This is a genomic window from Paenibacillus sp. FSL E2-0151 (genome assembly GCF_037993015.1).
In the GTDB taxonomy this organism is placed as follows: Bacteria; Bacillota; Bacilli; order Paenibacillales; family Paenibacillaceae; genus Paenibacillus; species Paenibacillus amylolyticus.
In genome coordinates this window covers 5149193-5173839 of sequence record NZ_CP150308.1, presented here as the reverse complement: position 1 = coordinate 5173839, position 24647 = coordinate 5149193, and the positions used below count along the sequence as shown (strand labels likewise).

Genomic DNA, 24647 nt, shown 5'->3' with positions numbered 1-24647 from the left:
TTACATATGGAGGGATATCTTTTGAAAAGATGGAGTATGAACACAAAAAGTATGGGATGGATGCTTGCCCTGACACTAAGTCTGAGTGTGATCTGGCCAGCAACCGTTGGTGCGGAAAGCACCCAGGTTACTCGAATCCAGGCCAATACCTATGTTGGTGATCCTGGAGAGATGGTAGAGTCCTTTGACATTACTGTAGCGAATCCGGAGAAATATCAGAATCTGAAAGCTTCAGACTTCGAACTTACTGGCAATTATGATGGCTATCCTTTAAATGAAGCGGAAGAGATCATACAGAATGAGTATGAAGATGACGGAATAAAATTGACAATTACGGATCATACCATCCATATGGCGGTAAAGCCTTTTAAATATCCAGGTGGATTTAAGTCAGCATTTGCAGTCACAAGCAATGCGTATCCTGAACTTTCTTTTGACGATAAAAATGTAAATGTAGTCAAAACGCGTACGGTCGATGAGTTTGAAAAAGGACAATTTACAGGCAGTAATGGTGCGAACTTGTCCTATCAACTGAAACGAAGCACGTCCGAAGAACCGAAGCCGCTCATGGTATGGCTCCATGGTGGTGGCGAAGTTGGTACGGATGGGCGCAGCCATCTTACTGCAAATCGTGGAGCTGTAGTCTGGGCGGAATCGGGGTATGATACTTCCGTACTGGCCGTACAGTATCCTGAGAATTACAGCTTCAAAATCTATGATAACCCGGAGCAACTGGCCCAGATGCAGGCGTACTTCGTGGCGCAGTATGAGTTGATTCAGAAGCTGGTTGCTGAAGGTAAAGTTGATCCGAATCGGATCTATCTGTCTGGTGTTTCCAGTGGCGGTGGTGGTGCCTTCCGTTTCTTGACACAATATCCCGATCTGTTTGCTGGAGCGATTATTGTAGCGGCCAAGGATACGGTAGCGGATTACACCGGATCTGTAGAAGCATTCAAAAAAGAACTGAAAGATATTGTGGATGTCCCAGTATGGATTATGCATGCCAAAAATGATCCAACCACTGATAGCCGGACAAGCTCTTTGGCTTATCAGGCTTTGACTGAGCTTGGAGCCAAGCATGTCAATATGACGCTGTATGACGATGCATACATGGATAGCCAAAGACTGTACGGTGGCATGAAGCATTGGTCGTGGGTACCGGCTTTTGACAACAAAGAAGTACTTGCCGACCTGTTCCAACTAAGCAAAGGTACTTCAGGGGAACAGGATGGAGGTAACATAGAACATGGAACAAAACCAACTGAGCCTGTGACAAGAGCGCAGATCGCCCTCGTGCTTGCCGACAAGTTAAATCTTCCTGAAGTATCCGAATCTGCTTACCCGTACACAGATTCTGCTCCTGAATGGGCTCGTCAGGCCATCGCAACAGTGACCAAGGCAGGATTGATGAAAGGTGTCAGCAATCAGATATTTGCCTCGGGAGAGGAAGTAACACGTGCACAGATGGCAGTGATCGTAGACCATATTTTGACGAGTCGCGGCTGGAATGATGCAGACGAGTCAACTGTAGTATTGTTCAAGGATTTGAATGATAAGCATTGGGCTTATGAAGCCGTTCAAAATAGTGCCAAAGCCGGTATTATGTCCGGTATGTCCAAAGATCAATTTGATTCATCGAAGTCGGTTACAGGTGCTCAGCTGGAGCTGATTCTGCAACGATTGGAACAATTGCCAACAAACTAAGTTCAATAACCAACTTAATAATGATAAATAATGAGAGGAATGATTGATATGACTACACCATTTCCGAAAGACTTCCTATGGGGCGGCGCTGTAGCAGCCAACCAACTTGAAGGAGCTTATAATACAGATGGCAAAGGTCTGTCTGTTCAAGATGTAATGCCACACGGGATTACAACGCCTAGAACGGAAGCACCTACAGAAGATAACCTGAAACTGATCGGTATCGATTTCTACAACCGCTACAAAGAGGATGTTAAACTGTTTGCTGAAATGGGCTTCAAAGTGTTCCGTACATCAATCGCTTGGTCCCGTATCTTCCCTAAAGGTGATGAATTGGAGCCAAATGAGAAGGGTCTGCAATTCTACGATGACCTGTTCGATGAGTGTCACAAATACGGGATTGAACCACTCGTAACGATCTCTCACTATGAGACACCGCTGCATTTGTCCAAAACATATGATGGCTGGGTTAACCGTAAAATGATCGATTTCTACGAGCGTTATGTAACAGTTCTTTTCAACCGTTTCAAAGGCAAAGTTAAATACTGGCTGACATTCAATGAAATCAACTCCATCCTGGAGGAACCATTCATGAGTGGCGGCATCTATACGCCAAAAGCTGAACTGTCCAAACAGGATCTGTACCAAGCGATTCATCATGAATTGGTAGCCAGTGCGTTAGCTGTGAAACTGGGTCATGAAATTATGCCTGAAGCCAAAATCGGCTGTATGGTACTGAGCATGCCTACGTATCCGTTGACTCCAAACCCGGATGATGTGGTTGCAGCGATGCATGCGGAACAGCGCAATGATATCTTTGCTGATATCCATGCACGTGGTTATTATCCGAAATACATTAATCGTTATTTCAAAGCGAATAATATCAATATTAAGTTTGAAGATGGCGATGCTGAAATTCTGAAGCATACCGTAGACTTTATCTCGTTCAGTTATTATGTAAGTATCTGTGAGACTGGTGATCCCGAGAAACGTATCGAAGGCAAAGGAAACCTGTTCGCAGGTGTGCAAAACCCTTATCTGAAAGCGAGTGAGTGGGGCTGGCAGATCGATCCGCAAGGACTGCGCGTAACCTTGAACAAATACTGGGACCGTTATCAAAAACCATTGTTTATTGTCGAAAATGGTCTGGGCGCAGTCGATGAGCTGATTACGGACGAAAATGGCAATAAAACGGTGAACGATGATTACCGTATTCAATACTTGAATGACCATCTGGTACAGGTTGGCGAAGCTCTTGAGGATGGCGTAGAAGTGATGGGTTATACGTCATGGGGCTGTATTGACCTGGTAAGTGCTTCAACAGCAGAGATGAAGAAACGTTATGGTTTCATCTATGTAGACCGCAACAATGACGGTTCAGGAACATTGGATCGTTACAAGAAAAAATCATTCCATTGGTATAAGGAAGTTATTAGTACAAATGGCGCAAGTCTTAAGAACAACAACGAGTAAATACTAGTTCTATAAGCATAGTTGTGCAAGCACCTTCTGATGTCACATTAACGCACATTAACCGCTTTCACAAAAACATTGTCATATGGATAATTATATGGTAAGATGGGCCTAAGGCTAATGAATACTGGATTGTTACTGTTCAATCAGGCAAAACCAGAAGCGGGGCATATTTCGTGACCTGCTTTGGTTTTGCCTTTTACTACTTTGACGGTGCAAGGTGATGTGAAGAAATGAAAATTGAGAAGGTGCTGAACAACAACGTAGTTACCGTAATTGATCCGGGAGGAAACGAACTGGTCGTTATGGGACGTGGAATTGCCTTCAAAAAGCATACTGGTGAATCGATTGACGAGAGTCTCGTCGAAAAAATATTCTCGCTTGAAAGTAAGGAAGTATCACAGAAACTTAAAACACTTCTGTCTGATATCCCGGTTGAATATGTCGAGTGCTCGGATGAGATTATCCGTTATGCCGAGACGGTGTTAGGTGAGAAGCTACATGAAAGCATCTACATTTCACTGACGGATCATATTCATTTTGCCATTGATCGACATCGTCAAGGATTGCAGATCCGTAACGCATTGTTCTGGGAGATCAAGCGCATGTACCGGAAGGAATATGCCATTGGACTCAAGGCGCTACAGATTATTGAGGAAACATTAGGTGTCCTGCTACCCGAAGACGAATGCGCATTCATTGCAATGCATCTGGTTAATGCCCAGATGAACGGTGAGATGAGGGAAACGATCAGTATTACGAACATCGTTAAGGACATACTTAACATCGTAAGACGTAGCTTTGTGATTGAACTTGATGAAGATTCATTGAGTTATTATCGGTTTTTAACTCATCTGAAGTTCTTTGCCCAACGTGTGTTGCAAGGAACGGCGATTGAAGATAAAGAAGTAGATAATCCGCTTCATGACTTGGTGAGCAAGCAGTATCCGGAAGCACATGCATGTGCAGTAAGGATCAGTGACTATACGCGTAAGATCTATAATCGGGTGTTGTCCAAGGAAGAAATACTGTATCTGACCATTCATATTGAACGAATTGTCAGAAATGAACAAACAATTGAATAAAGTTGGGATTGTTACTGCTAAAAAGGCAAAACCTAAACGTTGAATAATGATAAGCTTTTCTGCTTTGTCATTATTCAGTGTTTAGGTTTTTTTTTAACCTTCATTACACATAAAAGGAGCAAAACACAATGGATAAACAACAATTGTCCAAGGATATTTTGAAGCTTGTTGGTGGCGAAGAGAATATCGATCAAGTCACACACTGTATGACAAGACTCAGATTTAACCTGAATGACAACCAAAAAGCGGACAAAGCGACGCTGAAAAATACACCAGGCGTTATGGGCGTTATGGAGAACGGTGGACAGTTCCAGGTTATCATCGGTAACGATGTGCCTATCGTGTATAACGCACTCGTTGGCAACATGTCCAAATCACCAAACGCAGATAATGCAACCTCAAGCGCTTCAACTGGGGAGAAGAAAAAGAGAAATCCAATAAGTGCGCTGTTCGACTTCATCTCAGGTATGTTTACACCAATCCTGCCTGCAATTACGGGTGCAGGTATGATCAAAGGGATCGTGGCTATCCTTGTCGCACTTGGATGGTTGTCCGATACTAGTTCAACCTATATCATTTTGTCGGCAATTGGTGACGGTGCCTTCTACTTCCTGCCAATCATTCTGGCGATCAGTGCTGCACGTAAGCTGGGTAGTAATATGTATATTGCCGCGGCGCTTGCTGCGGGCATTATGCACCCGACCATTACAGCATTGCTGGCCGATGGTCATAACTCATCCTTTATGGGGATTACAGTCATAGCGGCAACGTATTCTTCTACAGTTATTCCAATTGTTCTGGCCGTTTGGATTGCTTCATATGTAGAGAAAGCCGTTGATCGTGTTATACATGCTTCACTTAAGTTACTCATTGTTCCAACAGTTACCTTGTTAATTATGGTTCCACTGACGTTGATGACAGTAGGTCCATTGGGTACGGTTCTTGGTAATGGTTTGTCCGGTGGTATTTCATGGTTGTTCGATAACATGTCCATCTTCGCAAGTATCCTGATTGGTGGTACGATGTCACTGCTGATCATTACAGGTATGCACTATGCGTTGCTGCCAATCGTTGTTGGTTCAATGACAACACTGGGTTACGACTTTATTATTCCACTGATGTTTGCAGCTAACTTGGCACAAGGTGGTGCAGCATTTGGTGTAGGTCTCAGATCGAGAAATAGCAAAACCAAATCCCTGGCCTATTCCACAGGTCTTACGGCTATTATGGGGATCACGGAACCAGCGATGTATGGTATCAACATGAAGTTCAAAAAACCATTTATCGCAGCTCTCAGCGGGGGTGCTATTGCTGGTGCATTCATGGGAATCTTCAATGTTAAATCGTATGTTATTACAGGACTTGCAGGTCTGCCGAGTATTGCGGCATTTGTCAGTCCAGCAATTAGCACATTGATTTATGCTTTGGTTGGTGGTTTGATTGCCATCGTAGCGGCAGCAATCATTACGTATATCTTGGGCTTCCAAGAAGAAAATGTATCGGAGCCAGTAGCTGCACCAGCAGCTGAGCCGGCAACACCAGCAGCAACAACTTCTGCTGCTGTAACTGAAGAAGCAAAAGCACAAGATGAGCAAGTATTCAGCCCGATCACAGGTGAAGTTAAACCGCTGAGCGAAGTGCCAGACCCTGCGTTCTCTGAAGAGATTATGGGTAAAGGATTCGCGATTCAACCATCTGAAGGTCGCGTCGTATCTCCGATCAACGGAACCGTGTTCTCGTTATCGAAGAGTGGACATGCCATTGGTCTGGTAAGTGATACAGGCGCAGAGATGTTGATTCATATCGGGATTGATACCGTGAAGCTGAAAGGTCAATTCTTCTCTCCTAAAGTTCAAGCAGGTGCGAAGGTTGCTGTAGGTGATGTACTGATGGAGTTTGACCGGGAACAGATCGAAAAAGCCGGTTACACAACGATTACACCAGTCATTATTACAAATATGCATCAGTATGAGTCGATTGAGTCTGCTGGTCGCACTACGATCAAAGAAAAAGACTTGTTGTTCACAGCTAAAGCTTAACCATAAAAATGAAACAGCAGCTTCACTGGAATGTAATCCGGTAAAGCTGCTGTTTTTTTTGCTTATAGCCTTTTACACGGGAAGCATACCCTGCACCAGTTGCACAAAGTGTTGTGCAGGCTTGGACAGATAACGGTTCTGCAGCCAGACCAGCGCCGAACCGACCGTGGAATGCTGATCCTGGATGCGATATACGTGGAATGGGTGCTCGTGATATAGCTGTAGTACCGTGTGAGGCACGATGGAACTGGCGAAGCCGAGTCGGACCAGCTCGAGTAACATATTAATGTCTGAGCACTCACCCATGATGGAGGGGGTAACCTGATGCTCCCGAAACTTGTCCAAAATTAGCTCGAACATACCGAGTCCTTCTGTGCTTGGAAGCAGTAGAGGGATACCTGTAAGCTGCTCAAAATAAGTCCCCATCTCCACTCCTGGTCCCATCTCTGTCGGACTATCGAGCGGTGTTGAAGAAATGTAGAAAAGGGGTTCCTGTGGCAGATGCAGCACCTCATAACGTTCAGTCTGGACAGGCATGCGTACACAGGCAAGTTCAACTTTGCCATCTTCCAGCAATCGGCATAATTGCGCAGATTCATTTTGTTGAATTTTATAGGTAACCTGTGGGTGGGTGGTGCGAAACTGTTGCAGTGCTTGCGGGATCAGGCGATCCGATATGGTATTGATGCCGATGGCGAGTTTGCCCCGTATGCCGTGACGGAAACTTTGCATCTCCATTACAGCTTCCTCCATATATTTGGTCAAGGTAACCGCATAATCATAGAAGCTGAGACCCGCCTGCGTTAATTCCATCATACGTCCTTTGCGTTCAAACAAAATTACGCCAAGCTCTTCCTCCATTAACTTTAGCTGCTGACTTAAGGGTGGCTGAGCCATGTGCAGTCTTCGAGCTGCGGCTGTAATCTGTTTCTCCTCAGCAATGGCAATGAAATAGCGACATTGTTTGATATCCAAGTGGTTGTTCTCCTTCGCCTGCAATGTATATGTAATTCATATGGAAAGGCAACAAAACATGTATTTTTAATATACTACGATCTTATGTTACCATACATTAGATTTGCATACCTGACTAACAGGGTTTGGTTTCTATATGAATATTACTGCATGAGAAAGACCTTGAATTGGAGGATAAAACAACGTGGTTAGAACAATACATGATGCTGCTCAAGCGGGCCATACCGATGAGGTCATTCGATTTATCACACAACAGGGTAACCGGTTGAACGAACGGGATACATTGGGGCGGACACCTCTGCTGGCAGCGGTGCACGGTAACAAGATAGACACGGCAAGGATGTTAGTGGACGCCGGAGCCGACATTAATCTTCGGGATGCACGATTGGACAACCTGCTGTTATACGCGAGTGCTGAGGGTATGTATGACATGGTCGAATTGGCGATTACAGCAGGTGCAGATACGAGGTTAACAAATCGTTTTGGCGGCACAGCTCTTATCCCAGCAGCGGATCGGGGCCATGTGGACATTGTGGAGCTTCTGCTGACACGCAGTGATGTGGATGTGAACCATATCAACAACCTGGGGTGGACAGCCTTGCTGGAAGCGGTCATTTTGGGAGATGGTGGGCCGCGTCAGCAGCAGATTGTTGTCTTGCTTTTACAATATGGTGCAGATCCAAAGATTGCGGATCGGGACGGGATTACACCGCTTGCACATGCGAGCCGGCATCGGTATGCCGAGATGGAACGACTATTAACCCAAGTCTGAAAAGGCTATACATTTATGATACAGAACAGTGAAAGGATATTCCAAACGAATGAACAGACATCAAGAGCATTTTTTACAAAAGAATATGAAGGACGTATCTTCACTGATTTTGGCAGGTATACAGTGGTTTTTCTTCCTGTTTACCAATACCGTTGTTGTTCCGCTATCCATTGGACATAATTTTCATCTGTCTCCGGATGCCATCGCTACCTCCATGCAGCACGCATTTATCCTTACCGGAGCAGTGTGTATTCTTCAAGCCGTATTTGGTCATCGATATGCGATTATGGATGGTCCGTCAGGGTTATGGTGGGGATTGACGCTAAGTTTGACGGTATCTGCTTCATCGGCCGGTATGAGTCTGGAGCGTATTGGCGGTGGACTGGCTGCAGGTTTTTTGTTAGCGGGATTAACGATGGTGATTCTGGGTTGGCTGGGAGCAGCGCAAGTGCTGCAAAAGCTGTCCACACCTATGGTGAAGAGTGCCATGTTGTTCTTAATGACGATTCAATTAACCATGAATTTTTTCAAAGGTATGATTGGATATACGGAGTTTGGTCGATTCGATCTGCCTGTTGCCGCATTGTCCGTTGTCATTGCATTTTTGGTGGCATGGATTCAATTAAAGGGCAGGGGGAAGCTGGGGAACTACGCGATCCTGATTGGGATTGTGGCAGGCTGGATCGCTTATAGTCTATTGTTTCCTGGACAACATAGCGGACAGCCGAATCAGGCCCCGGCTGGTCTCGAACTGTTTCCGTGGGGAGCGCCCAGATGGGAACCGGGTATTGTCATTACTGCATTTTTCGTGGGACTGGTGAACATGACGAATTCGATCACCACATTAAGCACAGTTGAGAAACTATACCGGACAGAAACAACAAGTCGTCAGTATAGGCATTCCTATGCGCTAACGGGTCTGTTCACGATGTTGTCAGCCTGTGTAGGTGTGCTGCCCTTTGGTTTATTTGCATCATCGATCGGGTTCCTGGAGAGTACTCGCATTCTGCGTCGTGCTGCCTTGATTATTGGAGCGGGGATGTTATGTGTGATAGGTCTTACACCTTCAGTGACAGCATTTTTTGCACAAATACCACCAAGCGTCGGCAGTGCGGTTTTGTTCGTGGCTTATCTTCAGATGTTTGGCACGGCACTTAGAACGCTTGAAGGTACGACGTTTAATTCTAAAACGATCTATCGTGTAGCGTTGCCGGTCCTCACGGGAGTTGCGGTCATGAATATTCCTGCGGAGGCCTTTCAAACTTTGCCCATGTACCTCATTCCGATCATAAGTAATGGTCTCGTCATAGGGGTATTGGTTTCACTGGTTCTTGAAAAAACCGTGAACTGGTCCAAAATGGAACAACCAGCGACAGTTAGTAAAGCGGCATAAAGAGTTTCATCTTGCGACAGTCCAATTTGATTGGGCTGTTTTTTGGTTTTTGTTACAGGTTTTAAGGCTATTTAACTATTTCACAATGATTTTGCCTTGTCCTGCAAGCATTCGCATCTCTCTAGAGAGGCGGTCCTGGTTCCCATCCTGCATTTCGAGTTGAACCCCATAGTGCCATGAGGTATTTTTTTCTTGACCCCAGCGGAGAGTGCCTTCCATATATAGAGGGTCTTCAAAAAGCAGCATATTCATTCCAATCCGAATATCGTTATTCTCTACAGGAAGGGATAGCGGAAATGACAGCTGACAGCCGGATCGACTGATGTCACAGAGTTCAGCCTGAATGGGCTTGGCTGGTGCGTTAACCCCGTTGATGCTGAGAATATAGATCTCAAAGTGGATCGGTTCCTTCAATGTGTATCGAAAGGGTTCTTTTCTATTGTTAATTGACATGGCTTGGCTTCCTCCATCAGGTTCAAAAAAAGTCAGTTATGCTTATATCGACCATTTGGAGCGAGAAATGAAGAGTTGCGCAAGCAGAGATGGTCCGTGGGTTCCTTTTACACGTGTATCAGGCTTGATATAATGATGGAATATATTTCTGAGGTCAGACTTGGATCAGACAGAAGGGACGGGTGAATATGAGAGGAACATTTCAAATGGTTACAGATACGGCAACATTGTGCCTGTATGATCTGGCAGCGTTAAAACATCGGCTTGAGGATACTTCGGACTGGTGGTCCATTCCAGTGGATGAGCTGGCTGAGGTGAATACAGGTCATTGTCTGTTCTTGAATCTGGGTGCGGATGGAGTGTATGAGGTGGAATGGAGCCTGGAGGATGTGGATGAGGATTCAGATCCAGATCACGCAGCGGAACGGGAAAAGGTGTATCATCTGCAAGTTCCGTCTGGGCACGTCTATCTGGGAGCGGCGGATGATGTCACTGGCGGTGAATTGGAGCCGGATGAGACGTGTGAAGGGGTTCTGTTTCAGTTAAAGCCGGGAAATTATGCGTGTATCGTCTCCAGAGAAGCCAGTCGGATCACCATTGTCATGACACCAAGTATTCAGGGAAATAACACGCTGGATGAATTAATCCGGATATAGTGTACATATACGAACAGGAGGGATTCATATGCAGGAATGGAACGAGATAACGATGATGAATGCAGATGCCCTGCGTAAACGGATGAGAATACTCACTGCTTTGGATATCATTTTTTCGGAGGAAGAATGGCTACGCGTTCATCATTATGAAGATAAAATTCAGCCAGGTCTGGCATGGGGAAACATCAATAACGGCGCAGGTGATCATCTGCATGTCTTGTTTACGAACTCAGGCACGTTGATCAAAGGATTTGATCATGAGTCACCCTTGAGCCCACATGCTCGTGAGGACGGAGAAATCTATCCGGGCATGTACGATGAAGTGCCGGAGGCCTTGATGGCTGTACTGCGAGATCATGAGGAAACGTTGGATATGGAGGATGTGACCTTTTGCCTATGGCAGGAAGGGAACGACTTGCCATGGAAGGTTGGTAACTGGATTCAGATGGCGATGGCCAAGGAAGACAAAGCGGACGCCAGAGGTGGCGCAGAATTTTTACTGGGATATTTGGAAAAAAACTCGGAAGATTACGCTGATTGGGCCAAAGGGTACTATGACTTGCCGGATCTGCCGTTGGAAGCCGTAGCTGAAGTATATGAAGGAAAACCGGTGACCGCCAGACTGATTAAGCAGTTGTGTCCTGAGCGAGATGTGGCAGCCACACTGGGTGAGTTGCAGCAACGCGGGTACCCCGTCGAACAAACTTAACAGAGTAAAGAAGGGAGGTAGGGAAGCCATGTACAAAGTGCAACTGGAGCGTATGCGTGAAAAGTTGATCACTCTCCGAAGTCTGGACCCGGATCTGGAGCTGTTTGGCGCAGAAAACCATGAATATGAGATGGTACCTGTATGGACACAGGAGGATATTACGCAATTTGAACAGAAATGGCGAATTGAGTTGCCGGAGGACTATAAGGTATGGCTTCTTCATATGGGAACGGGTGGTACAGGACCTTATTATGGTCTGGAAAACCCGGATGACGGCGTATACGCTGTGCTGGGTTATAATGATGAGCTGAATGCGATCTCGGACCCTTTCCAATTCACGGAAGCATGGAACTGGAACTATGACTGGTTCGATGATAGCAAGGAAGAAGAGGAATGGGAAGCGCTGGAACATGAATATTTTGATCCAAAATGGTCGGCAGGCATGCTGCGCATCAGTGATTTTGGCTGTGGCATCTCCATGAATCTGATTGTTAAGGGAGCCTCCTACGGAGAGATCTGGGTTGATGACCGGGCTAACCGCAATGGAATCTATCCTGATCAGTATTGGGGCAATACGAATCGATTACATTTTCTGGACTGGTACGAGTTGTGGTTGGATCGTTCGATCCATCAAATGCATGAACAAAAGCAACAATCTGGAGCGAACGAAGTCTGAAGGAGGTTGTACATATGGGCTGGGAATATGGAATCAGAGCAACAGAGCCTGTGATTTTACCTGAAGTTGTGAAGCGTCTGGCAGGTGCATTAACGTTTACCGACATGTATAGTTTGGAACACCAAACCAAAGGCTTTGTATTGGAACGTGAAGATCCTTCCTGGCCTATAGCTCTTGAAGTGTGCATAGAAGAGGCCTCTGGTTTAGAAGAGATTGTGGATGGGGAATTGTATATCTACTGTTTGTTCCATATCTGGGGTGAAGAGGGGCGGAGCTGGATGCAACAGATGGAGCAAGAAGGCAGGCAGGTTGGTGGTGGATTAATCTGGTTTGAACTCTGATCGGTAGAAGATTTGCCTGAAACAGGAGGAGCATATATGGCTAAAAAATCAAAGAAAACAATTCCTGCGCTCATCTATCAGTATCAAGGTCCACAGCGGAATGTGGGTTTTGTTTTATCCCCTTTATACATAGAAGAATCGGTTGAAGTAGAGATGGAAGACATGCTGTTCATATATAATGAAGACTTTGACTACATTCGTCCTGCATTGGATCGCGCATTTCCCTTAACTGACCCGCGAACTGGAGAAGAGATGAAGACATTTGATCCCTGCTGGGAGAATCCGATTACAAAGGAAGTGTGGGTGGGGATTTTATCAGAGTTGGATCAACAGGTGGTTGCAGAGCCGGAATTCCGGATGTTTTTGAATCAGTTCACAGCTTGGGTGAGGAACCATCTGCAATTGGCTGACGGGATCGAAGTTACCGGCAACTTGTAAGTTAGTTGATCTTGGATTGTCATGCGTGTACGTAATTCAGTATACCTGCGGCAGAAGTGCTATGTAATCAAGCTCCCTCATGATGATGGCGGAGCTTTTTTTGATGAATAAAAACCGTTTGCTTCACTCACCCGTCTTATACCACAGAAAGAGAGAGAAGGAGGGATGCGGGGTGGAAACAAAAGCAGAGATAAACCAGAGGATCTATGTGCAGACCGAAGACGAGACGGCATTTGTGCAATCCATTATGGAACATCAAGATACGCTCATTTCTATTGCCTATAGCTACCTGCGTAACCGGCAAGATGCGCTGGAAGCTGTGCAGGAGATGACGTGCCGGGCTTGGATCAAACGTCGTACGCTGAATAATGAGAAGGCGTTCAAGTCGTGGATCATTCGGATTCTCATCTATGTCTGCATCGATGAACAGAGGCGCCGCAAGCGGGCGACACCTCTGGCGAAGGAGGATATGGAGGACAGCATTCCGGCATCTTGGATGATTAGTGTTGACGATAATCGAATCGCTATGGAATCTCTTTTGCAAAAGGTGAAACCGAAATATCGCCATGTACTACTGCTGAAATATTATAACGACATGACACTGACGGATATTGCCTCGATCCTTGGCAAACCAGAAGGGACGATCAAGACCTGGCAGCACAAGGGACTCCAGCAGTTGCGCAAGTTGATGAAGAACAGGAGGGATTGGCATGACCACTAACCCGGAGGAGAAAGCACTTCTTGCAGACGCATATCAGGTGAAAAGAGAGAAACAGCAGTGGAATCCGGCGGACACGACTGCTGCGATTCAACGTGGTATCGCAAAGGCCAGAACAAGACGATCAGGTAGGATCGTTCGTGTCAAATGGATTACGGCAGTGCTGGTCACGGTCCTTGCTGCAGGTTGGTTTCTTACGGGCCCGCTTGGAAACTATGGGCAACAACCGGCAACATATACTGAGCCTGTCACCCATTGGGGTGTACTAGAGCCCTTTCGTGGCCTGCTAACTTCGGATATGGATAGTGCCACGATTACTTCAACGCTAAATCATGATTATGTGCAACTCGTGGATCGGACGGTTACATCGGGCATATATCAGTTTACCGTGAATGCGGTTCTGGCAGATGAGAACAGGATAACGGTATTGTATACCGCCAGAACGGATGCTTCGCAAGAGATTTATTCGATAGTCAATACCAAGATGACGGATGCAAGAACAGGTTATGTCCTTGATAACGGAAATATAGGAGGTATGCATTTTTCGAAGGATAAGCATACCATTTATGGCCGGAATACAATTGAGCGTAATCGAAATAAACCGGTCCCTGAGCAAGTGAATCTTCAGTTCCAGCTTTCTTCCGTTGTTCCAGATGTGGTGGGAAATTCAGAAAAAGGGGAAAAGGAACGGAAATATAAATATTCCAAAAAAATGAATCTTTCTTTTGCACTGGATCCCAAATTCTCTATCCCCAAAACGGAAATCATCAACGTTAATCGGACCTTTACCGTTGGAGGCTATGAGGTCTTATTGTCGGAGGTGGAGATGTCTCCGCTAGTAACGCGGGTCAAATTTGTCCATGCACCTGATCAAGAGATGGACTACAAAACGAAGTTGTCGCTCAACGAGATTGTTCGGCCTATCGAAATCATTTCGATCTCCAGGAATGGGAAGCAGACCAAGTTATCCATGGTAGGCGGGAGCGGAACGGAAGACGGAATGATGTATTCTTTCAGCAGCAATCTGCTGGACAATCCGGAGTCAATGATATTAATACTTCGTGGCAAACCAGATAAGGTCTACGATGATTTACAAGAAGCCAAGAAGGATGAACTGAAAATCAAAATCAAATAAGATGAACTAACTGGAATAACTCTTATTCGAATTGGTAGACGTTAGTGAAGTAAGTGAAGGGATGTCCCGCAAGGTCGTAAGCCTTGTGAGACATCCCTTCTTAAATATGACAAGCTGCTGATCTTATACAGTTAGAATATCTACTCCCAGAGCTGGAAGGGTCAACTTCTGATCCAACCTCTCGCTGGTCAACAAGCTGCGATAAGGAACGTCCAGCGTAATCTCTCGTTGCTCATTCGTCAAATTGATCAGAAACAGGAAGTTTTGCTCCCCCTTCGTTCGAATCGACAGCTCGACACCTTCCGGCAACTGGATTTTGGGCGCCAAATCCTTTTCCTTCAATATGCCTTCAAACAACTGATAGAAATACGATGGCTCCGGCCAAGTGCCGACATAATACACTTCACCTTCACCAAACTTATTGATAGTAACCGCCGGTACACCCTCGTAAAAGTCGTTGTCAAACCAGGCGATCGGCTCTGCACCTCGCAGTTCCAGTAGATCACACCATTGCTTCGCAGCGAAAGTCTTGCCCTCCGCGTTCCGTATCCGATGCTCACTGTTGCCGATGGCATCATATTCACTTACGACAACACCCGCCGCTTCACCCAGTAGCCCCGGCAGAGGCAACATCTCACATACATTCCTCATGTTCTTCACGCCAGTCCGATTGGTAAGGACAACCGTACCACCCTTGGCTGCGAATCGCTCCAGCCGCTGTGCTACTTCTTCACTTAACAGGAAGAGGGAAGGGACAATGACCAGCTTGTATCCATCGAGCTCCTCAGTCCAGTTGATAACGTCTGTACCGACGCCCATTTTCAGAAATGCATTATGCATAGAGGACAAGTTGTCTAAGTAGTGCATTCCCCCTTCCGCCTGCGGCTGAAGGGAAAGCGCTGTGTGCTGATCATGCGAATGCAGAATAGCAACCTGGGTAACAATGGTTGAGTCGGCCAAGAGTTCTCCTAACTGGTTCACCTCGCGAGTAAGCTCCGCGAACTCCCTGAACCTGCGTCCAGGAACATTGCTGTGGTCGATCAGCCCATGCCAGAACTGTTCCGCTCCGACGGTAGCACTCCGCCAGCGGAAATGGACAACCATATCCGCACCGCGAGCGATTGTCTGCCAGGAGCGAGCTCGGATCAGTCCAGGATAGGGCGTGCGCTGAATCGGCATCCAGGCGCCCTGTGCCCCGCTGAGTTGTTCCATTACCCAGAAATTCCGGCGTTTGATGCCGCGAACCAAGTCCAGCGTAAGCGCTCCATTCCTCGGAAACCGATCGCCATAATCGCGATACAGCTCATTCGGATAATAATCAACAGAGACGAAGTCCAATTCGTTGTGCATATCATAATAGTCCAGGCTATTCGGATATTGCCACATGTTATGCGTCACAAATTGGCCTGGACAGTTACGGCGTAAAATCTCAAGCTGCCATCCCAGCAGATAGCCTACGCTGTCAGAACAAAATCGCTTGTACTCCAGAAGATAGGAAGGATTCATCGGTTTGCTGGCACCGAGTGGCGTTGTTACCTCAGCCCAGCTGCTGTACTCACCACTCCAGACGACCGTACCCCACTCCCGGTTCAACTCCTCCAGATTGGAATAACGCTTTTGCAGCCAAGCGACAAACGAACGATTACATGTATCACAATGGCATTCCTGGTAGTGCATCTCGTTATCGATTTGCCAGCCAATAACGGCGGGATGCTTACCGTAGCGCTGTGATATCGCTTCCACAAATTTGGAGCCCAGCATTCTCAAGGAAGGGCTGTTGTTGCAACGATGTCCACGCACACCTGGCCGAATGATGTGGCGTTGTTCATCCATGGGTAGCACATCCGGATAACGGGTTGTCATCCAGTTTGGCGGGGTATTGGTGGGAGTGCATAACACAATTTCCATACCACGCGAAGCGAATACTTCTATGGCCGCATCCAGCCATTCAAACTGATAATTACCCTCAGTCGGTTCCATTCGGCTCCAGGCGAACTCCGCCATTCGCACAACTGCAACCCCTGTCTGTTGCATAAGTATGGCATCTTTCTCCCATAACTCCGGGGTCCATTGCTCTGGATAATAATCAATTCCGATCTTAATTGTCATCCTGTGATCTCCTTTATTTATCAATATATTGCGATTATATGTTATATTAATTCGAGTGAATATCTTAAATAATTAATATGATATAACAATATTAAGATTAGGAGAGTTAGCCGTATGCCTCATCCCAATCGTAATTTTCCGGTGTTATCTTCCCGAGACAAGCTGCTCCCTTTTTATTTACTTGGCATCGGCCTGCATCATGAACAGGAGCATATCCGCCGAGACCAAGGCATTGAGGATTATCAGTGGATACAATGCCGCAGCGGTGTGGGTAAGCTCAAGCTCAGTGAAACGGAACATATTGTCAAGCCAGGTATGGGCATGCTGTTATTCCCTGGACAGAAGCACGAATACTATGCGCTATCCGGCAGTTGGGAAGTCGACTGGATCATTTTCGATGGCAACGGGACAGCAAGCTTGTTTGAAACCGTTGGCATTGTCGACACATGCGTATACACGCTTGCACAACCTGAATACCTTCTATCCCGAATGCGGGAGTTGCTGCAAGCTGCCTTAACACCACAAGAGCAGACATTAAGCAATTACGCCTGCTCCGCCATTCTCTATACCTTATTGACAGAGATTATTCAACGCGTATCTGTTGAGGGCAGCGATACGGTCGGGCAGCAGTATGAGCGATTAAAACCGGTTCTGGACTATATTGAACAGCATTATGCTGAAGAGATCACTTTGCCAACGCTGGCTGGATTGATCTGTGTCACACCAGAATATTTCTGTCATTTGTTTAAGAAAACGACAGGTATTCGTCCCATCAGTTATGTTAATCAGGTAAGAGTCAACAAGAGTAAGGAACTGCTGCTCGATAATGTGCAACGGGGTATGGAGGATATTGCTCGTCAAGTCGGTTTCGAATCGACCAGCTATTATGGAGCCATCTTCAAGAAGCTGGAACGACTTACACCTGGCGCGTTCCGCCGCAGCTATCAGAAGTCGTAACATATTATTATCCGCAAGCGATGTTTTTTGTCAGAGGCTTTAGGAATTGATCCGGGGGTGGATCAGTTCCAAGTTGGATCACATAGTACTCGTTAATAGAGCCGCTAATTAGCGGCTCTGTTTTGTGTGAAAGAATGGCCTGGTTTTACGTTTTTTCACTATATCTGATCTGCTGTTGCATAAAAATGATAATTGTTGTCTTTTTGCAATTTTTGTATTGTCACAGCCAAAGTTACACGATATAATCGAGTTGTCTTAGAGGATAATATTATAAAGGATGGTGAAATTTTGAAGAAATTTTCGATGCTTTTACTCGCTGTAACTCTATTGTTATTAACTGTCTCCACAGCCCCGTCTACATATGGTGCGGCCAGCTATCCGAACACAGGTACGAACGGGTTGACTGGTTTTGCAGGCAGTGCCAAGAATGAAAATGGTGTATCCAAGTCAGCTACGACAGGTGGCAAGAACGGTCAGGTGGTTTACGTTAGTAATCTCAATGACTTGAGAACACATATGGCAGGCTCTACAGCCAAGATTGTCGTCGTTGAACAGAATATTTCTTCCTCTACACTGCAAAAGGTTGAATTTGGAGCGAACAAGACACTTGTAGGTTCCTTTGGCAAACATACATTAACGAATATTCATTTCAGATCCACAAGTAGTTCAAGCAATGTGATTTTTCAGAATCTGACTTTTGAACACGCTTCCAATATTAATGCCAATGATGATATCCAGATGTATATCACTTCAGGCTCCAATTACTGGATTGATCATGTGACGTTTGCTGGTCACAGTTACAGCTCTGGCGGTAGTGATCTGGACAAACTTCTGTATATTGGCGATCGCGCCGACTATATTACGATTAGCAATTCCAAATTTGCGAACCATAAGTATGGCGTCATCCTCGGTCATCCAAATGATGGTAACAGCAGTTACAATGGCGTACCTCATGTGACGATGTCCAACAATTACTTCGAAAATTTATATGTACGTGGTCCTGGGCTTTTAAGATATGGTTACTTCCATCTCAAAAACAATTATGCAAACAACTTTAATCAGGCCATCACAATTGGTGAAAAAGCACGGATTTATTCCGAAAACAACTACTTTGGTGCTGGCGCTGAAAAGGGAGGCATCCTGGATGACAAAGGAAAAGGTGAGTTTACGGATACGGGCAGTACACCAGCGCTTAATAGTCCGATTTCTCCTAAAACGAACTGGAGACCAAGCTCCAATTACAGTTATCAGGTAGAAAGTGCCAGCTACGCGCGTGAGTTCGTCACCAAGTATGCAGGCTCCTCCAATACAACACTTGTATTCGGAAAGTAAGAGCTGCTACACATCGATTCATGACCAAAAAGGCCTGTCTTGTGCGTCACAACGCATAAGACAGGCCTTTTTTTATTTGTAAAATGATATGCTTACATATCATTTTACATTTCATATTCATTTTAAATGTTGAATACCGATATACATAAAGTAGCGCTGGTTTCATACTTATGAAGTTAATATGTACTATGCTAAGGCGCTGCGTATTTGCGATTTGCACATAAGCAGGACCAAAGACTACTAGATGTAGTACAGAAAGGCCCTACAACTTACATTTAACCTACATAAAAGGACGGGGTATGCATGGATCGTATGGACGAAATTATTTGGAAAAGGAACAAATTAATCGGTATCATTTTGTGGATTATTATTGCCATTGGTATGGGGCTGGCCTTTACGATGCCGAAGTTACTTGTGTCCAATGGAGTAGCTCTAGTCTTTGTAGTTTGGATTACATACGCTAATGCGAAAAAGAAACATATTCATCTCATTCCATGGCTGATTACCGTATTACTGACAATATGTGGAGTCTATGTCGGTTGGGGAACGGTCAATTTTGCGTTAAGTTTGGTCATAACCGCAGTTCTACTGTTATTTCCTAACAAGAAATTTTTTGTGGTTGGATTTTCGGTATTACTAGTCAACAGTGTTCTTCAATTATTTGTTATGAATACCGTTGACTCTGTTGAGCTAATAGGTAATATCGTTAATGTGGGACTATTCGCTCTCACGGGGGCCATTCTGATGCTGGTCTCCCAGCTGAATCAAAGGCTCTTCCATGAAAGTGAAGTACGCCAGAATGAGGTGGAGCATTCTAAGCAAAGAGTGGAAACCATGCTGGAGCGTGTGAAGGAATCGGTCGAAGGTCTATCACGTTATACAGATCAATTGAAGGAAAAAGTGAATGCGACCGGCTCTATCACCAATGAGGTGACGCTTGGGTTCAGTGAGGTTGCAAAAGGTGTTGAGTTCCAGGCGACCAGTGTGGCCGAGATCTCGGAATCCTTATCTATGTCGGATCAGCATATCAAGGACGTTGCTTCGTATTCGCAGCAGATGAAAGAGTTGTCCGCAAGTATGGCAACGAGCACGCAAACTGGAAGCACACAGATGGACCAGCTAAACATCCAGATGCAAGATCTATATGAAACGATTAATACAACTGCAAATGACATGCGAAAGTTCAACGAGGAAAGTGAATCCATGACGCTTATGCTGAACAGCATAGCGGATATTGCGAGTCAGACCAACCTGCTCGCGCTTAATGCAGCCATTGAAGCCGCTCGTGCGGGTGAGCATGGACGCGGGTTTGCCGTTGTATCAGAGGAAGTGCGCAAGTTGGCAGAGAACTCGGGTCAGTCCGCAAGTGATATCGGAACCATCCTGTCTCGATTAAAAGGACAAACGCAGGCACTGACAGATCGATTCGAACGTATTCGTCTATCGTTACAACAAGGAAGAGATAGCGTCCATACGGCAGAGGAAGTATTCCGTACGATCAACAGCAACTCTCAGCATGTGTTGAATCAAGCGACAGATATCGAGACTAGTTCGGCGACCATGAAGGAATCTTCCACCAGAGTTGTGAATGAAGTTTCCGAGATTTCGAGTGTAACGGAGCAATCCAGTGCAGCGACAGAAGAGATTCTGGCGAGCATGGAAGAACAACGTAACCTGACACAGAAGATGGTAGAGAGCTTTGGAGAATTGGAGCAACTGATTGTAGACCTGAATGAGTTAGTCTCGGATCATCAGGTTTCTTCCGTTGAGAATAAACTTTAATATTAATAGTTGAGGGCCTGTCGGTACGTATTTAGCGTACTAGACGGGCTTTTTTCATCTTGAATACAGCTTGATGCCGACATTTTTTTCCTATACAGTGATGTGTAGAGTATGAAGAGCGTAGAACTGAAACTGTAAATGGTAGTTAAAAGAAGATGTAACCTCATGGGGGAGTAGAAGGTTGAAGGATAAAGGAATGAAAGATAGATTGGACTGTGATGACAGTACATATGAGGTTAAGAATGATAATAGGGCTGCACGCGTACGTTTTTATGATCAGCAATCGTTCAAAGACATGGACTGGCCCGATACGGAGGATGGCAGATATGCCAGAGTCTATCTGGAACCTATGATGCTGGACGGAACCCAAAGCTTTATGTCCAATGTGGAAACGACATTGTTGCTCGCCCGGATTGATAATCTCGTTATTCCGCTGACGGTGAATGATACAGAGTATGATAATGCTTACGTTTGTTCGCCATATACGCATTATGTGAGTTACGCCAAGCAGGAACTGACCATGTTGCAGAAGCCAGTGTTGGAAAAAGGTCTTTCTGTGCTGCTCAGTCTAATAGGTTGGGGAATGAAGCAATCGAAGATCAACAAAGTTGTGCATGTGAACAACTGGTTGTTGTCCACCAATCTGTATCCAGCCATGTCTGGTGATCAGGCAGCTTGTTTGCTTGCAGTGGTACAAGATCGGTACCCTGAGCATGTCATTGTGTTTCGCTCCTTGTGTCCGGGACTTCATCCCGATCTGACGGCGAGGCTACCAGAAGCGGGGTGTCGATTGATTCCGAGCCGACAAATCTACCTGTACCAAGCGCATGATCCGAATTTTGGCAACTCCAAGTCGCGCTGGTTGCTGAAGCGGGATTTCGAATTATTGGCCAAGCACGATTACGAACTCGTATCCGAAGCAGATATGACAGATGCAGATATTCCGCGAATCGTTGAGCTGTACAAGCTGTTATATCTTGAAAAATACTCCTATCACAATCCGCAATTCACCGAGCAGTTCATTGCTGCTGCGATGGCATCAGGGACACTCAGGCTCTATGGATTGCGGAAGGAAGGGCGCCTGGACGCGGTCATGGGTTATTTCTGCCGCAATGGAGTTATGACAACGCCGCTGTTCGGTTACGATACAGCGGTGCCCCAATCCGTCGGACTATACCGCATGTTATCAGCTTGTCTGATCGGACAGGCTCGCGAGAACGGTCATCTGTTACATGAGAGCGCCGGGGCTGCGCAGTTCAAGCGCAATCGCGGTGCTGTGGCGGATTTTGAATATTCGGCTGTGTATGAGCGCCACCTTCCATGGGGCAGACGCTGGTGCTGGCTGCTGCTTGATCGGTTGTTGAATCGCGTAGGTGTGCCGCTGATGCGCCGCATGAAGCTGTAAACAGACAAAAAACGTGCTTGCGCTGCCCGATGTAGGTGTGAGCTTGCATCTGATTTGACTGCACACTTGCACACACAACTGATCATCGTGATACGCACAATTATGTGCTCTCGCCTAATTAGACATGCTCTGCGAGTTGTACCTCGAAGCCGTCTGGATCTGTAATGTAAATAAACCGCAGATGCGGATTGGGCTGGATGGGGCCGCGCACAATTGGAATATTCAGTTCTGCCAGTCGTTCCATGGCTTCATCCAGCGAGTTCACCTCATAACCGATCGACACGCCGGCCTCAGGTTTAAGAATCGATTCACTGCCCTCAATCAGTTCCAGTTTGGCTTCATTCTCCATGCCCAGCATGGCAATCTGCCGTCCACGGCTTTCGAATCTGCGCTGAATGGTAAGTCCGAGCATGTCGTGATAGAACCCGAGCGAAGCTTCCAAATTACTGACCCTCAGCGTAATCCAGTTTAATTTGATCAACATGGTGAATCTCTCCTTTTTCTTGCATCATATGTATTTTTGTTACGTTCATTATACGATAGGTGTTAACAGGAACCTACTCCTTATCAGTAAACAATAAAATAGCTGCCGAAATATTCGGCAGCTAAATGGTGTAATCTCCTGTAGTTCCAGTAGTTCTAACGAATTATTGAATCAGATCAACGGCCGTTTGTGGTACAAATGCCTCTACGCCGTTATACACAATGACACCCTCCAAAGTTGTCTTTTTGCCGTTCACCAGTGCAATATTTTTGTAGATTTGCAGTTCCAGCTTGGTGTTTCCTTTTGTAACGAGGATCTTCGGATTTTTGGCGTCGGTCAGATCCAGCTTGTACGTCGCGCCTTTGGCTGTAAATGCCTGTTTGGCAGGTACAAACAATTGTTTGCTCACGTTGTCGAGATCCAGATCCAGTACACGTGCCATATATTTGGCGACATCCGTGTTATCAATCACACCGAATGGACGGTCATTGTTCGGAGCATACGTGTACAGCACAACATCTCCACCTGTATGACCACCGGTTGTCCAGCCAATCCCTGCACGTTTGCTGATCATTGGACCGATTGCATAGTTAAGACTGCCCGGCTCGGCCGCTTTAATGGTGGCAATCTCCTCGGAAGTAAGATCGATAATGCCATAATATTGTTTCATCACTGCTTTGATGTTTGTACGCTTGGCATTCAGCTTCGCTTCAACGCCCTCGCCTGTCAGCTTGGCCTTTTTCAAAGGTCCGATAAATGTGGACAACGGCTCTTTGTCATAAGTGCCGGAAGTTGCGTTGTTACCAATGGTGAGTCCACCATTACCATGGTCCGTAACAGCCACAACGGCAGTCTCTCCATCCGCTTTAGCAAAATCCATGGCTACTTTTACGGCATCGTCAAAAGCCAGTACGTCACTGATAATACCAATCGGATCATTGGCGTGAGCTGCCCAGTCCACTTTACTGCCTTCGACCATGAGGAAGAAGCCATCTTTGTCTTTGGACAGTACTTCAATGGCTTTGGATGTCATCTCGGCAAGGCTTGGCTGCTTCGCAGGATCACGGTCCATATTATAAGCCATGCCTGCGGGTGCAAACATACCCCACAGTTTGTTCGAATCGGATGCTTTCATTGCAGCTGGTGTAGTGACGTAATCGTAACCCAGTGCCTTAATGGACGAAATCAGATTCTCGCCGTCTTTACGTCCGGCTGGCTCAAGATATTTGCTACCTCCACCCAACACAAAATCCATGCCATTGTAGACTTGTTGTTTGCTGAGTGCATCGTAGTTTTTACGGTCCGGATAGTGAGAGGAGAAGTCCGCTGGGGTGGCGTGCATAATCTCGGATGTAGCGATAATGCCAGTTGCTTTACCCGCCAGTTTGGAAGCTTCCAGTACAGAAGCGATCGGTTTTCTTTCGTCTCCAGGCGCAATAGCCTTTTGCCCAGGCATGGTAGCCTTGTCCGGCAGTACACCAACAAATCCGGTATGAGATTTATAACCTGTTGCAAAAGCAGTTCCGGCAGGAGCTGAGTCGGCAATCGGCGCATCGGCGGAGTGTGTCCGAACCATGCCACTTGCCATGGAGTCCAGCGTCAGGGACGAGCCCTTATACCAACGAGCCAGAGCGGTAGCATCGTTAGCCATACCGTCAGGAATCAGAATGATCACATTTTTGATCGGTGATGCAGATGTCGTTGAGGTGGTATCTTCCACAGCCCACGCTGCACTGTTTCCTCCGAGTGTAGCCGTAACAATTGTTGTCACCGCGAGCATCATTTTGGCTGCACGGACATTAAACCGGTTTAACATGAATGCATCCTCCTAGAATATATGTATAGTTGGTATCCCAAACCAAGTGTATACAACAATTGCTAAACTAACGTATGAAATGGGTTAACTATATGTAAAATTTACGATTAGTGAAGGATGCTGGAATTCAGGTGAACTGGACAAAATGAGGACCACTCTTGTATGTTAAGGAGAAAATCGGGCCAGGGAATGCCC

At 46.0% G+C, this 24647-nt stretch carries 22 protein-coding genes; 17 read left to right on the top strand and 5 right to left on the bottom strand.

Going from position 1 to position 24647, the window contains the following annotated elements; all coding sequences use genetic code 11:
* Window positions 1–36 precede the first annotated feature (36 nt).
* The 4 genes from MHI55_RS23130 (at window position 37) to MHI55_RS23115 (ending at window position 6301) form a co-directional block, all read left to right on the top strand.
* The gene (locus tag MHI55_RS23130; protein WP_340387110.1) at window positions 37–1704 is read left to right on the top strand and encodes an S-layer homology domain-containing protein; all 1668 of its coding nucleotides are present in this window, start codon (window positions 37–39) and stop codon (window positions 1702–1704) included.
* A 42-nt stretch (window positions 1705–1746) separates the two neighbouring features.
* Window positions 1747–3177, top strand: coding sequence for a glycoside hydrolase family 1 protein (locus tag MHI55_RS23125; RefSeq protein ID WP_200868526.1), 1431 nt, complete (start codon window positions 1747–1749; stop codon window positions 3175–3177).
* Between the two features lie 233 nt (window positions 3178–3410).
* A complete protein-coding gene (locus tag MHI55_RS23120; protein WP_036617363.1) occupies window positions 3411–4262 on the top strand; it encodes a PRD domain-containing protein in 852 nt (283 codons plus the stop codon).
* Between the two features lie 128 nt (window positions 4263–4390).
* The gene (locus MHI55_RS23115) at window positions 4391–6301 is read left to right on the top strand and encodes a beta-glucoside-specific PTS transporter subunit IIABC (RefSeq protein WP_340387108.1); all 1911 of its coding nucleotides are present in this window, start codon (window positions 4391–4393) and stop codon (window positions 6299–6301) included.
* Between the two features lie 72 nt (window positions 6302–6373).
* Here the strand turns inward: MHI55_RS23115 and MHI55_RS23110 are convergent, their stop codons facing one another.
* Window positions 6374–7276, bottom strand: coding sequence for a LysR family transcriptional regulator (locus MHI55_RS23110; protein ID WP_127550065.1), 903 nt, complete (start codon window positions 7274–7276; stop codon window positions 6374–6376).
* A 184-nt stretch (window positions 7277–7460) separates the two neighbouring features.
* Here MHI55_RS23110 and MHI55_RS23105 point away from each other — a divergent pair, with 184 nt between their 5' ends.
* Together MHI55_RS23105 and MHI55_RS23100 are read left to right on the top strand one after the other, a co-directional pair.
* Window positions 7461–8048, top strand: coding sequence for an ankyrin repeat domain-containing protein (locus MHI55_RS23105; RefSeq protein ID WP_340387106.1), 588 nt, complete (start codon window positions 7461–7463; stop codon window positions 8046–8048).
* A 49-nt stretch (window positions 8049–8097) separates the two neighbouring features.
* Window positions 8098–9441, top strand: coding sequence for a uracil/xanthine transporter (locus MHI55_RS23100; protein WP_340387103.1), 1344 nt, complete (start codon window positions 8098–8100; stop codon window positions 9439–9441).
* 75 nt (window positions 9442–9516) lie between these two features.
* Here the strand turns inward: MHI55_RS23100 and MHI55_RS23095 are convergent, their stop codons facing one another.
* A complete protein-coding gene (locus MHI55_RS23095; RefSeq protein ID WP_036617371.1) occupies window positions 9517–9894 on the bottom strand; it encodes a PilZ domain-containing protein in 378 nt (125 codons plus the stop codon).
* Window positions 9895–10082: 188 nt separating this feature from the next.
* Between MHI55_RS23095 and MHI55_RS23090 the strand changes: the two genes are divergently transcribed.
* From MHI55_RS23090 to MHI55_RS23060, 7 genes are all read left to right on the top strand, one after another.
* The gene (locus MHI55_RS23090) at window positions 10083–10550 is read left to right on the top strand and encodes a DUF6386 family protein (protein ID WP_340387101.1); all 468 of its coding nucleotides are present in this window, start codon (window positions 10083–10085) and stop codon (window positions 10548–10550) included.
* 28 nt (window positions 10551–10578) lie between these two features.
* Complete coding sequence (locus MHI55_RS23085; protein WP_340387099.1) at window positions 10579–11259, top strand: hypothetical protein; 681 nt, start codon at window positions 10579–10581, stop codon at window positions 11257–11259.
* Window positions 11260–11287: 28 nt separating this feature from the next.
* Window positions 11288–11935 carry an SMI1/KNR4 family protein gene (locus MHI55_RS23080; protein ID WP_340387097.1) on the top strand — a complete coding sequence of 216 codons (648 nt, stop codon included), beginning with the start codon at window positions 11288–11290 and terminating at the stop codon, window positions 11933–11935.
* Between the two features lie 14 nt (window positions 11936–11949).
* The gene (locus tag MHI55_RS23075) at window positions 11950–12276 is read left to right on the top strand and encodes a hypothetical protein (protein WP_047843899.1); all 327 of its coding nucleotides are present in this window, start codon (window positions 11950–11952) and stop codon (window positions 12274–12276) included.
* Between the two features lie 36 nt (window positions 12277–12312).
* Window positions 12313–12714 carry a hypothetical protein gene (locus MHI55_RS23070; RefSeq protein ID WP_047843898.1) on the top strand — a complete coding sequence of 134 codons (402 nt, stop codon included), beginning with the start codon at window positions 12313–12315 and terminating at the stop codon, window positions 12712–12714.
* A 172-nt stretch (window positions 12715–12886) separates the two neighbouring features.
* On the top strand, window positions 12887–13435 hold the full coding sequence (locus MHI55_RS23065) for a sigma-70 family RNA polymerase sigma factor (RefSeq protein WP_235431599.1): 549 nt from the start codon (window positions 12887–12889) through the stop codon (window positions 13433–13435).
* Window positions 13425–14567, top strand: a complete 1143-nt coding sequence (locus MHI55_RS23060) for a DUF4179 domain-containing protein (RefSeq protein ID WP_340387095.1) — start codon at window positions 13425–13427, stop codon at window positions 14565–14567. The genes MHI55_RS23065 and MHI55_RS23060 overlap by 11 nt, the downstream gene beginning before the upstream one ends.
* A 123-nt stretch (window positions 14568–14690) precedes the next feature.
* Here the strand turns inward: MHI55_RS23060 and MHI55_RS23055 are convergent, their stop codons facing one another.
* The gene (locus tag MHI55_RS23055) at window positions 14691–16676 is read right to left on the bottom strand and encodes a beta-galactosidase (RefSeq protein WP_340387093.1); all 1986 of its coding nucleotides are present in this window, start codon (window positions 16674–16676) and stop codon (window positions 14691–14693) included.
* A gap of 114 nt (window positions 16677–16790) precedes the next feature.
* Between MHI55_RS23055 and MHI55_RS23050 the strand changes: the two genes are divergently transcribed.
* From MHI55_RS23050 to MHI55_RS23035, 4 genes are all read left to right on the top strand, one after another.
* Window positions 16791–17633, top strand: coding sequence for an AraC family transcriptional regulator (locus MHI55_RS23050; protein ID WP_340387091.1), 843 nt, complete (start codon window positions 16791–16793; stop codon window positions 17631–17633).
* A 303-nt stretch (window positions 17634–17936) separates the two neighbouring features.
* Window positions 17937–18965, top strand: a complete 1029-nt coding sequence (locus MHI55_RS23045; protein WP_235193745.1) for a pectate lyase — start codon at window positions 17937–17939, stop codon at window positions 18963–18965.
* 303 nt (window positions 18966–19268) lie between these two features.
* Complete coding sequence (locus MHI55_RS23040; protein WP_340387089.1) at window positions 19269–20747, top strand: methyl-accepting chemotaxis protein; 1479 nt, start codon at window positions 19269–19271, stop codon at window positions 20745–20747.
* Window positions 20748–20943: 196 nt separating this feature from the next.
* Window positions 20944–22152 carry a GNAT family N-acetyltransferase gene (locus tag MHI55_RS23035; RefSeq protein WP_340387087.1) on the top strand — a complete coding sequence of 403 codons (1209 nt, stop codon included), beginning with the start codon at window positions 20944–20946 and terminating at the stop codon, window positions 22150–22152.
* Window positions 22153–22270: 118 nt separating this feature from the next.
* On the opposite strand, the gene MHI55_RS23030 is transcribed toward MHI55_RS23035, so the two are convergent.
* Window positions 22271–22636 (bottom strand): VOC family protein, encoded by a 366-nt coding sequence (locus MHI55_RS23030; protein WP_340387085.1) that lies wholly within the window; start codon window positions 22634–22636, stop codon window positions 22271–22273.
* A 163-nt stretch (window positions 22637–22799) separates the two neighbouring features.
* A complete protein-coding gene (locus tag MHI55_RS23025; RefSeq protein WP_340387083.1) occupies window positions 22800–24452 on the bottom strand; it encodes an alkaline phosphatase in 1653 nt (550 codons plus the stop codon).
* Window positions 24453–24647: the final 195 nt, after the last annotated feature.